Origin of the sequence: Gilliamella sp. wkB308, assembly GCF_001690185.1 — a bacterium.
GTDB classification, from domain to species: domain Bacteria; phylum Pseudomonadota; class Gammaproteobacteria; order Enterobacterales; family Orbaceae; genus Gilliamella; species Gilliamella apicola_I.
In genome coordinates, this window is record NZ_LZGN01000038.1 from 170,804 (window position 1) to 183,081 (window position 12,278).

The 12,278-nt window shown below is 36.1% G+C and carries 7 protein-coding genes; all 7 read right to left on the reverse strand.

Translation table 11 applies throughout. The features are described 5' to 3' along the window. Positions 1-91 precede the first annotated feature (91 nt). The 7 genes from A9G10_RS08750 to sstT all read right to left on the reverse strand — a co-directional run bounded on the left by A9G10_RS08750 (position 92) and on the right by sstT (position 11,981). Positions 92-409, reverse strand: coding sequence for a PTS cellobiose transporter subunit IIB (locus A9G10_RS08750; RefSeq protein ID WP_065559163.1), 318 nt, complete (start codon positions 407-409; stop codon positions 92-94). A 51-nt stretch (positions 410-460) separates the two neighbouring features. Further along, complete coding sequence (locus tag A9G10_RS08755) at positions 461-1,897, reverse strand: 6-phospho-beta-glucosidase (protein WP_065559164.1); 1,437 nt, start codon at positions 1,895-1,897, stop codon at positions 461-463. A 384-nt stretch (positions 1,898-2,281) separates the two neighbouring features. Further along, positions 2,282-2,509 (reverse strand): ChaB family protein, encoded by a 228-nt coding sequence (locus A9G10_RS08760; protein ID WP_065559165.1) that lies wholly within the window; start codon positions 2,507-2,509, stop codon positions 2,282-2,284. 491 nt (positions 2,510-3,000) lie between these two features. Then, positions 3,001-4,002, reverse strand: a complete 1,002-nt coding sequence (acuI, locus tag A9G10_RS08765) for an acrylyl-CoA reductase (NADPH) (protein ID WP_065559166.1) — start codon at positions 4,000-4,002, stop codon at positions 3,001-3,003. Between the two features lie 311 nt (positions 4,003-4,313). Next, a complete protein-coding gene (locus A9G10_RS08770; protein ID WP_065559167.1) occupies positions 4,314-9,467 on the reverse strand; it encodes an autotransporter outer membrane beta-barrel domain-containing protein in 5,154 nt (1,717 codons plus the stop codon). A gap of 404 nt (positions 9,468-9,871) precedes the next feature. Further along, positions 9,872-10,519 (reverse strand): acrylate utilization transcriptional regulator AcuR, encoded by a 648-nt coding sequence (gene acuR, locus A9G10_RS08775; protein WP_218837376.1) that lies wholly within the window; start codon positions 10,517-10,519, stop codon positions 9,872-9,874. Between the two features lie 211 nt (positions 10,520-10,730). After that, positions 10,731-11,981 (reverse strand): serine/threonine transporter SstT, encoded by a 1,251-nt coding sequence (sstT, locus tag A9G10_RS08780; protein WP_065559169.1) that lies wholly within the window; start codon positions 11,979-11,981, stop codon positions 10,731-10,733. Positions 11,982-12,278 lie beyond the last annotated feature (297 nt).

Here is a 12,278-nt window from a genome sequence, read left to right on the forward strand (position 1 = left end):
AATCAAACATACTCAAAGCAACATCGCCGGGCGCCGACCCTAAAACGGTCAAAAACGGCGCCCCAATCCTTAAAACAGCAATGATCTAAAATTATTGGATATTTTCCTCAATCAATTTCGCTAATTGTTCAATACCCGAAGGGGTAGGGATATAAGCTTGAAAAGGAATACTGACAACAGGCTTACAGACTTCATCGCCCAATTTTTTAAATTTATCTAACATCATCATCGTTTGTGGACTAATTAAAAACAGGGAAAAATCACTATTTTTAATCATATTACTGCCTTCAGTTGCTGAAACAGCATCAACTGAAATTTCCTTATTTTTATTGGTAAAATATTCGGTTGCTTTTTTTGCCATTAACGATGAAGACATACCCGCAGCACAAATAATTAACGCTTTTTTCATAGGTTCTCCTAAAAAGTTATTATCCATAAAATGGGTTATAAATCAAAGTCTTTATAAAATTTCACCATTTGACTCAATCACTTTTTTGTACCATGCAAATGAATCTTTGCGACTACGTTTTAACGTGCCATTCCCTTTGTTGTCCTTATCGACATAGATAAAACCATAACGTTTTTCCATTTCGCCTGTACCTGCCGAAACTAAATCGATACAGCCCCAAGGGGTATAGCCCATTAAGTCAACACCGTCTTGCAAAACAGCCAGCTTCATTTGCTTAATGTGTTCACGCAAATATTCAATACGATAATGATCATGTACTGCACCATTAGCCTCGACTTTGTCATAAGCCCCAAAACCATTTTCCACAATAAATAACGGCAAATGATACATATCTGTAAACCAATTTAATGCGTATCGCAATCCTTCAGGATCGATTTGCCAACCCCAATCCGATTTTTTGACGTATTGATTACCGATCAAATCGGTTTTTTCATTATATTCATAACGATCGTTGCCTGCTTTATGCCTGATCGCATTGGACATATAATAACTAAAGCCAATATAATCGACGGTGCCGTTTGCTAGTACCTCTAAGTCTTGGTTGGTTACATCTAACTTAAAGCCTTTATGCTGCCAATATTTGATAATATGATTTGGATATTGACCATGGACATGCACATCGGCAAAAAAGTATTTACGTTCCATGACTTTTTGCGCCATTAATATATCACTCGGCTTACAGGTTTCGGGGTAGATAGGTACAAAAGCAATCATACAACCGATTTGAAAATCGGGATTGATCGCATGACCAATTTGCACGGCTTTAGCACTGGCAACTAACTCATAATGAGCCGCTTGATACATAATTTCTTCACGATTATCGCCTGCTTGATAATAAATACCTGAATTGGTAAACGGCGCAAAATCCTCATCAAAGTTGGCTTGATTATTAATTTCATTAAACGTCATCCAATATTTGACTTTATCTTTATAACGATCAAAACACACTTCGGCAAAACGAACGAAAAAATCGATTAATTTTCGATTACGAAATCCACCGTATTCGGTGACTAAATAATAAGGCAATTCAAAATGAGAAAGGGTGACAACGGGCTCAATATTGTATTTTAGACACTCATCAAACAGATCATCATAAAACTTCAAGCCTTCTTCATTTGGTGCAAGCTCATCCCCTTTAGGAAAGATCCGTGTCCAAGCAATCGACGTTCGAAAACATTTAAAGCCCATTTCAGCAAAAAGTTTAATGTCTTCTTTATAGTGATGATAAAAGTCGATGGCTTCATGATTAGGATAATACTCACCTTCAATAATTCCTTCGGTAATTTTACGATAACTTTTTGGCGAACCAACAGTCATGACATCGGCAACACTTATTCCTTTTCCTCCAGCTTTCCAACCCCCTTCTAACTGATGAGCAGCAACCGCTCCTCCCCATAAAAAATCTTTTGGTAAACCTTTATTATTCATAATCAAGCACCTATGTTTGTTGACGATTCAAATTTAGTATAAAAGGAAAAATAAAGAATTACTAACCAACATTTTCCGTATTGATAAGGAAAATATCAGCGCAATATGGCAGGTTTAGCAAAACAGCAAATACAAGAAAGGAGAAGATAAAGCATGAGGAAAATAAATCAATTATAGTTGCTAGATATCAACCACAACGCTAAAAGAAATTCACACTATATATTGATCATCGCAATAGAAATCGGTATTAACCATAAAAGAGTCTATTTGACTGAGTAAGAGCTTCAGATTTGACGAAATATCACACTAGATTGAACATATGAATAAGCCAACTATCATAGTTGGCTTTTGTATTGTTCTAATACTCAAATCATATTGATAATATTATTTAGCAACCCATTTGCCATTTTCATCTTTATGATAAAGTTTTTCAACTGCCGACCAAGCAACACGAAAGGCAACTTGCTCAGGCGGACTATTATCTCGGCGTTTTTTCGGATCTTGGTATTCCTTAATCGCATTATTAAATGCTTCTTTAAAAATATCTTGAGCATGTTCTGGCAGTACATGACGTACAGATTCAGGTAAATCATTGCGTGTTTTGTATGGCATATCACATTTCCTCTTTTAAATTATTCATGCGAAGCTGAAAACTTTAATTGGTAATCGTGTATTTCTTTTTCAAAACAATTTGCTCGAATTCGACTGTAGCCATTTTTCTGGCAAAAAACAAGAATTATTATTTAACTCACAACCGTTGTTTAAATACCACAATTTAAATTTATAACTAGAATAAAAAGTAATAAAAATTTGGATACTTTTGAATGAGTTACATGATCAAACTAACATGATGAAATGTAATAAAAAGCTATAATCGTTTATAAAAAGGGAATAGAAAATTCTATTCTTTTTAATGCCAATATCTTTAATTAACTGAGATAATAGTTTTTCGCTATAAAATCTAATGAATGCTCTTTTGTAAAAGATCTAATGTTTAAATTGATATTTTTTGTTAAAAACGGAGTGAATATGAAACTTCGTTTTTAACAAAATGCTACAAACCCAACGTTTAGGAAATCATACTCGTATGATATTTATAAACCTTAAATACATTTATTAACATCAACCACATATCGACCTTTTATTTGCCCTGCTATCATTTTAGTGGCGATATCATTACAGTCATTTAAAGTGATGGTCTTGCCAATATGGGATAGCATTGATGCATCAAGATGTTGGGATAATAACTGCCATGCCGCTAAACGATTTTGATAAGTTGCCATCACACTATCAACACCGGCTAATGTTACGCCACGCAAAATAAACGGCGCAACCGTTGCAGGTAAGTCTATTCCTTGTGCCAATCCACAGCAAGCTACTATGCCACCATATTGTGTTTGTGCACACGCATTTGCAAGTGTGTGTGATCCAACGACATCAACAACGGCTGCCCATTGCTCTTTTTGGAGTGGTTTGCCTGTTTGTTTTAAAGGTTGGCTGTCAATGATATTGGTTGCACCAAGTTTGCGTAGGTAGTCTTGATCATCCATTTTACTGGTCGAAGCGGTCACGCTATAACCTAATTTGCTTAGCAGGGCAACAGCAACGGAACCCACGCCACCACTTGCACCGGTTACAAGAATAGCACCATTTTGTGGTTTTATACCGAAATCAAGCAGTCGTTTTACACATAAGGCGGCGGTATAGCCCGCAGTACCCAAAACCATTGATTGATAAGGTGTGATATTTTGCGGTAATGGAATTAACCATTGTGATTTTAAATAGGCATATTGTCCTAAACACCCCCAGTGGGTTTCACCACATCCCCAACCGTTTAAGATGACCATATCTCCTTTTTGGTAGTGACCATTTGCACTCTCAATAACACAACCCACACCATCAATGCCCGGTATCATTGGCCATTGCCGGACAACGGGGCTTTTGTTAGTGAGTGCTAATGCATCTTTATAGTTAATGCTTGAGTAGTGAACTTCGATTAATGTGTCACCTTGCTGAGCAAGTAATTGTTGTTGGGGGACGGTTTTTATAGAACATGTAAAACCGTGGTTTTCATCTTTTTCTAACACAATAGCTTTAAATGACATGGTTAATCCTTATTACATTTGACAATTTGAGATTGGTTTACTCACTTAATTGGTAGAGCAGGTAGTCAGTGAACATGCTGATTTTATATTGCTAGACAGTCGGTCTAAAAATTATAGACCGATTGTCTAGTCTATTGCAACAGATATTAATCAAGCTATTGAAGCGCTAAAATCGCCATCAATCGTATTAATCAATCGGGTTAATTTTACGCTTATTTTAGTTAGCCTAAATTTGTATAATGGTTTAAATATAAAAAAACCGATATTTGTTTGATCACTAATATCGGTTTTAATGGGATTGTTATATTAATTTACCAGTTGGCTTTGAGGCCTATTGACCCATTTATTGGAGCTTTGACTCTGGCATTTCCTCCATTTGACCAAGTGTGACCCAATTCACCGTAGGCGGTAAATTGAGTGTTGATGTCAACGCTTCCACCAATCGCTAATTCAGTACTGGTATGTGATGCACCACTACGGATTGTCTTGGTGTAACTTGGTGTAGCAAAGTGGGTATGATCAGCACCGTTCGGCGAATAGAACAGGTTTACGCGTGCATAGGGTCGTAACGTGCCAAAATCCGTAACAAAATCGTTTTCGATTCTGCCCCCAATACGGAATAGCCAAGCATTATTATTACTATGTTTGACGGTTGTGTTACCTTTTATATGGCTTTTATCTAAATCGAGCCATTGGTGTATAATCTGTACTTGAGGCTCTAGTTTCCAACTCATATCACTGAATGTAAACGGTTTACCTAATTCGAGTGAAGCGGTGGCGCCATAGCCTTTTTGTTTGCTGTTGGTGTTACTGTTTGGTTTGATATTGATTTTATGTCGTGCTGCTTGCACCACTAAATCCAGATAACTGCCGTCATCATGCGTGTAAGTCCCATAAGCACCAATAAAATACGTGTCAGTCGTATTTTTTCCAACATGTCCATTTACACCACTAGCAAACCCGTTAACTTTTAAGTCACCGTATAGATAACCAAAATAAGCGCCTATACGCCAATCATTATCTTGCCAGATATCACTACCTAATTGTAAACCGGTGTAATTTCCTTTGCTGTGAGTATTCAATACACCGTTTTGTTTGATATCATTGCGTGCTGCAATGAATCTTCCCCATGTGTTAGTGACATCGTTGCTTGGCGTATTACCAATTCGTTGGTGAAGGTTGCTAAGCATGATAATATCCGCTTGACGTAATTGCTTACTCACCGCTGAATAAAGTGGGGCTTCTTTTCGGTAAGTTATGCGTTTGTTGTTGGTATTATGCTTTTCTTCTTTTTGATGATTTGAATCAATAATAGGGTTCAAATCGTGATTATTTTCATCGTTGTTAGAATTAGTTGTTCCCGAGTTATTTTCATTGTTGTTAGAATTAGTTGTTCCCGAGTTATTTTCATTATTGTTAGAATTAGTTGTTCCCGTGTTATTTTCATCATTGTTAGAATTAGTTGTACCCGAGTTATTTTCTTCATTATTTGAATGAGTATTATTCTTGTCGGTATTTTGATCTTCATTTATGTTGTCTAAATAGGAGCGTAAATACCAATTATCATTTTGTTTATTGAGATCACCTTTATAAAGATAATATTCAAAAGCGCCGACATCTAAATGTCCACCTTGAAGATTGAATGCGTCATTGGTACTACTGCCTGTCACATTCACCACTTTAATGCCATTTGTATTTGTGGTGTCCGCTCCAATTCCATTGACATTATTTATCTGTAATTGTGTTTGTCCAGTTACATGACCATTTACATTTAATCTATCGGTATCACTTTCGCTACCTTGTACAACGGTATCCAGTATTAATTTACCATTGTTGCCGACATAGTCACCGTTAATTATTAAATTTTCGCCAGCCTTTGAATTACTCAGCGTTATGGTACCTGCGTTATTGATGGTACCGTTTACAGTAGCTTGATTTAACGATGTTTGTAATTTCAAAACAGAATCAGCGTTTAAGGTAAGGTTTTGGGTATCTAAATCGCCTGTTAATGTAAATGTTATCCCTTGCCCTACATTGATATTTTCCCAATTTTGCACAGATACATCGCCGCTACGTCCCGTACCTGTTGATGATCCTGTCAGATCTTGGTAAAGATTGAGTGTATCGGTTGACGATGATTGTGAACTGCGCATTGTATCACTACCACCATCAATAATAGTGAGATCAGTAATATTCGCATTTTTATGTATGGTAAGGGTATTATTACCCGTGCCAAGTAGGATTAGTCCACTGATTTTTGAACCATCATTGAGGGTAATTATCGCATCACTAATTTCATTTTTAATTGATGCGCCTACTAGGGCTGAAACATCCGATCCTGCATTGAGATTGATATAGGTTTTTGTCCCAACATTACCTGATGAGTAGATGCCAGCACCAGGAAGGTTAAGTTGATTTTGCCCCTTACCAACCACCGTGCCTGCGATATCAATTTTAGTTATGCCTGTCCCGTTATTGGTGACATTAATCCCACTATTTAGACCAATTATTTTACCAGCCGTTTGGGATAAGATAAGATCGCTTGATGTATTACCGTTTTTAACTAATATTCCCGAACCGTTATCACCATTAATATTTCCTGATACAGTAATGGATGAATTCCCTGTTCCTAAATTACTCACATTAATACCATTATCTGAACTGGTTACGCTACTGGTTGCCTTTTGTTCAATATATAAATGTTGAGCTTTATTTTTATTTGACGCAGAGATCGCATCTCCACGCCCTGCTTGAATGTTACCTTCGACAGTAATGCTTGTCGATCCTAATCCTTGGTTAGTCAGATTGATCCCATTTTTACTTCCTTGAATATGTGCCTGATTTTGGAGCGAAAAGATCAGATCTTTTGTTGTGACGTCATTAGCCACAATAATTGCATCTAAAGAATGGCTTAGGACAGATCCATTAATGTTAATAGAAGTTGAACCATGACCTTTATTTACTAAATTGATGCCATTAAGTTGTCCTGTAATGGTGGCATTATTATCAAGTTTTACTGATAAATCATTAGCGGTTAAATCATTTGAAGCGACGATTGCATCATAAGTTGAACCGGTTACATTACCGGTTAATGTTATATAAGATGATCCTTCACCTTTGTTGGTGATATTAATACCGTTTTTTTGGCCTGTGATGTTACCTTGTATATGATTTATCTTCATATCTTTTGTATGGACATCGTTAACAGCATATAACCCGTCGTATTTTGCACCGATTACATCTCCCGACGTGGTAATGTTGGTTTCACCAAGACCACTGTTTGCCATATTGATACCGTTTAATTCACCATAAATATTTCCTGATGATTGCTTAACGGTTAGATCATGTGAATTGGCGCCATTTAAGGCGTACATACCGTCATTTTTCTGTCCTTTTATCACACCTGATGTTGAAATAGAAGTCGATCCATTACCATGATTGGCAATGTTGATCCCATTGGCCTTCCCGTCAATAATGCCTGCCGATTGTGTAATAGATAAATTTTGAGTGTTGGATTGATTCGCCGCATATAAACCGTCGTTATTATTGCCAAATACTTCGCCTGCGGTGGTGATAGTGGTTGAACCTTTACCGCTATTGGCCATATTGATGCCATTTAAATTACCAGAAATTTTTCCACCTTTTTGGTTGACGGTGATGTCTTGTGTGTTGATATCATTAAAGGCATACATACCATCATTATTTTTCCCAATGACTTCACTCGATGTGGTGATTTGGGTTGAACCGTTGCCTTTGTTCGCCATGTTTATGCCATTCTTATTACCTTGAATACTTCCGTCTGATTGTTCGACGGTAAGATGCTGAGTGGTAGTATCATTAAAGGCATACATACCATCATTTTGGTTGCCTAGCACTTTTCCTTGTGTTGTTATGGATGTGGAACCCTTTCCTTTATTAGCAAGATTAATCCCGTTCATATTGCCACTGATTTTGCCGCCGTTTTGTTTAATAGTCAGATCTTGCGTGTTGACATCATTCGCCACATACATGCCATCATTATTGTCACCTATGACATCGCCCACTGAGTTAATGGTGGTTGATCCGTTTCCTTGGTTGGCAAGATTGATGCCATTAAGCTTGCCATTAACAGTGCCCCCTGATTGATGCACAGTAAGGTCATGCGTATTGTTACCGTTATAAGAGTATAGCCCATCATTTTCAGTACCAATAATATTACCTAAGGTGGTAATAAAGGTTGAACCTTTACCATTATTCGCCATATTGATACCGTTTTGCTTACCTTGAATCTTGCCAGATAACTGATTAAGTGTGAGGTCATGGGCATTGGCATGATTAGCATTGTATAACCCGTCATTTTGATCACCGATGACATCGCCTGAAGTCGTGACCAGTGTTGAACCGTTACCATTATTTATCATGTTAATACCATTTGTACTACCATGAATCGTGCCTTCTAATTGATTAACGGTGAGATCTTCTGTACTTTCTTTGTTGACGACAAACATGCCATTTGCTGTTTGACCTTCAACACTTCCTGATGCATTAATCAACGTTGATCCTATACCGCTGTTAATAATATTGACACCATTTGAGTAGCCTTTAATACTACTGCCATTCATTTGTGTAACGGTGATATCTTTGGCTGTGGTATCATTAAATATGTAAATTCCTTCATTTTTGCTACCAATGACTTCGCCAGAGGTAGTGACCGTTGTTGAGCCCGTTCCGCTATTGTTTGCATAAATGCCGTTTGTGCCGCCTGATATACTTCCTATCAGTTGGATAACTTTAAGATCCTTTGCACTAGTCGCATTATCAGCTTGTATTCCATTGGCTTCTTCACCGACAACGCGTCCAGAAGTGGTGAGTGTTGTGGTTCCATTACCTTTATTTTCGGCTTCAATCCCATTTTTTTTACCCTGAATGGTACTGTTAGCCATTTGTGAGACTTTTAAATCTTTTGTGCTTTCGGTATTTTTTACCCCGAGCCCATTATCAGCTTTTCCCGTTATCACGCCTGATAGAATGATGTTACTTGAACCAATACCGCCGTGTGAAATATTGACACCACTGGCTTCACCGGTTATTGAGCCAGCTGCTTGGTTAAAAGTAAGATCACTGGTGTTATTGTCGGTTGTGTAATCGTATCCATCACTTGAGTTTGTAATGTCGTTTGATATGGTGATGTTTTTTGAGGTAGCAAAAGGACTTATGCCAGCGCTGTAATTAATAAAATTCTGTAGTTGATTACCTTTATATGGCAAATTTAATGATTGATTGATCTGGTGTTTTTGTAAAGCAATTGCATTATTTAAATCGTCTGTCGTGTTACTTGCATAACTATAATTTGTTAATACCATACTTAAACTCACAACAGTAAGCAATTTGACCGAAAAACTTTTCCCTTTTGTTTGGGTATTTTCCGAAGTTGGTACATAACTTTGACGTACTGCATCCCAAATAAGCTTATAGACTTTGTTCATTATTCCCTCTCACTTAATCAGAGATAATTATATTTAGGTAAAATATAGTTTTTAATTTGAATGAAAATGCTGATAGAAAATTAACCAAATGACTATTTTTATTAATTTAAAGAGATACAAAAACTATTGAAAATTTAATGCATTATGTAAAGATATGTATAAGTACTAATAAAATCGCTTTATTTACAAATAAAATGATGAAACGAAGTACAAGGTGGAAAGATTGTATATTGAATTTATCGATTATTTTTTGTTTAAAAAAATAGTACGACAATTCGTTATTATTTGTATCATATTGCCTAATGATAGGCAATCAAAATAAAATAAAAATGTCTTTTATAGGTTATTAAAGCGTTTGTAAAACGAATCAATTAAGGAGAGTAAATCAAAATTAACCATTGGTATTATTGAGTCATTTTATCTAAAAAAAGTTGAATAAACAGATCTAAAGGTGCCGATTTTTTTGTTAGTTTGCTACGAGTTACCGCACCTTCCCACCCAATCCAAAAAAATTCTGCAAGGGCTTTACAGTTTACCGCAGAACTTAGTTCTCCGCATTGTTGCGCTTGTAATAAGCATTTTTCTAATTTGGCCTGCCAATTTTGTAAAATTTGTTCAAGTAGTTGTACATAGCCTTCCGGTAATAACGATTCTTCTTGAATTAATTCGCCAATTAAACAACCACGATTAAAATCATATTTTGCCATACCTTGTTTTGCATCTTCATAAAAAGCTTTGATTCTAGCCAGTGGTGATGATATTAAGCTGTCGGTTAGATGTTTATCTAATTTATGACTGAAAAAGCTATCATAAGATGCAATAATGGCTCGCCCAAAATCTTCTTTACTTTTGAAGTAGTAATAAAATGACCCTTTGGGTACGCCAACTTGTTTCAATATGCTTTCTAGATTTGAGGATAGATAGCCATAAGTTGTCATTAACGCCATGCCACTACGGATCAATGCTGCTTTAGTGTCGTTACCTTTTTTTGAGAATGACTGTGTTGACATAGTGATGTATATGGAGTAGTTGAATCGTTTAAAGATTCTCATAATAAATAGTCGTTTTGATAAAAGCAATCTTATTATGCATATTGGCTTTAGACACAAAAGTCAATTGTGTTAATAGCATTCTGAAAAAAATATGATTTTCATCGCAAAGCATGATAAGGGGTAGATTATCATGCCTTTGGGGGGATATTTATAAAACGAAGTATTTTATCTGATTAATTTTTTTAAATAATCCTTCATAAAAAATAAAATTTTAGTTTAATGCCGATTGTTTTTTTTGCGCTGCTGATGATACCGCACCGATAAACACTACATCACTGGATGAGTTTAATGCGGTTTCAACGGAGTCTTGAATGACACCTATTGCAATGCCAATACCAATCACTTTTGCTGAAATTTCATTCGGTATGCCAAACATACTACAGGCAACTGGAATAAGAAGCAGTGAGCCACCGGCAATACCTGATGCACCACAAGCACATATAGACGTAATGATACACAGTAGAAGTGCGGAGTAGATATCGACATGGATATTTGCACTTGCTGGCATTGAGTTTACTGTTGCTAGTGTCAGAACGGTTATTGTGATTGCTGCGCCAGACATATTAATCGCAGCACCAAGTGGTACCGCAACCGAATAGGTGTCTTCATCCATTTTATATTTTTTACAGATTTCAATATTGACAGGAATATTGGCGGCAGAGCTTCGGGTAAAAAAGGCAGGGATCGCACTTTCTTTTAAAGATGTAAATACTAATGGATAAGGGTTTTTACGCATAACCAGAAATGCAAGAAGGGGATTAATCACTAATGCAACAATTAGCATACAAGCGACTAATACAATAAGTAAATGTGCGTATTTTAATAATTCGCCAAAGCCTGTTTTTGCCAATGTTGATGCTACAAGTCCAAATACACCTAAAGGCGCAAAACGGATAATAATTCTCACAATAAATGAGATAGCATAAGATAGATCATTCATCATGGTTTTGGTTGTTTCACTTGAGTGCCTTAAGGCTAAACCAATGCCCACCCCCCATATAATTAAGCCAATATAGTTGGCGTTAATAAGGGCACTAACTGGGTTATCGATCATCTTTTCTAATAAGGTTTTTAATACCGCTGAAATGCCATTAGGTGGAGTAAAGGTTAAATTTTCAAGCGTATCACCAAATGAGATTTGCGACGGAAATAGAAAGCTGGCAACTGTCGCTAATAATGCTGCTAACATCATTCCTGTCAAATAAAGTGCAATTAAGGGTTTCATATTTGCTTGTTTGCCTTGTTGGTGATTGGCAATTGAGGCAATAACAAGAATCAAAACTAATATTGGCGCAACAGATTTAAGCGCATTGATAAATAGTTCTCCAATCAAAGACATATTTAGGGCAGTTTCTTTTGATACGGCAGCTAAAATAATGCCTAAAATTAATCCTAATAGTATCTGTGGTATTAATCCTACTTTCAGATAGAAACGAACTAATGGATTGGATGATTGACTCATAATTGTTTTCCTATTTTGAAACAAATCTGTATAACAAGCCGAAACAGTACCATAATTCATTGGTATCTTTATAGAAAATAATCATTATCATAATGTTTTTTTATATAGTGCTTGAGATAATTATTAAGATTAATTACGCAGTGATTTAAGAAAGATTTTTAATGGTTATTCGACAACAACGATTATTATGAGAAAAGTTTGAAAATGTGTTTTATTTTTTATCGATTGGATGAATGAGTTGGGCTAAATAATGAAAGTAGTGAACAAATATAAAGATAAAACCGATAAGAACAACGT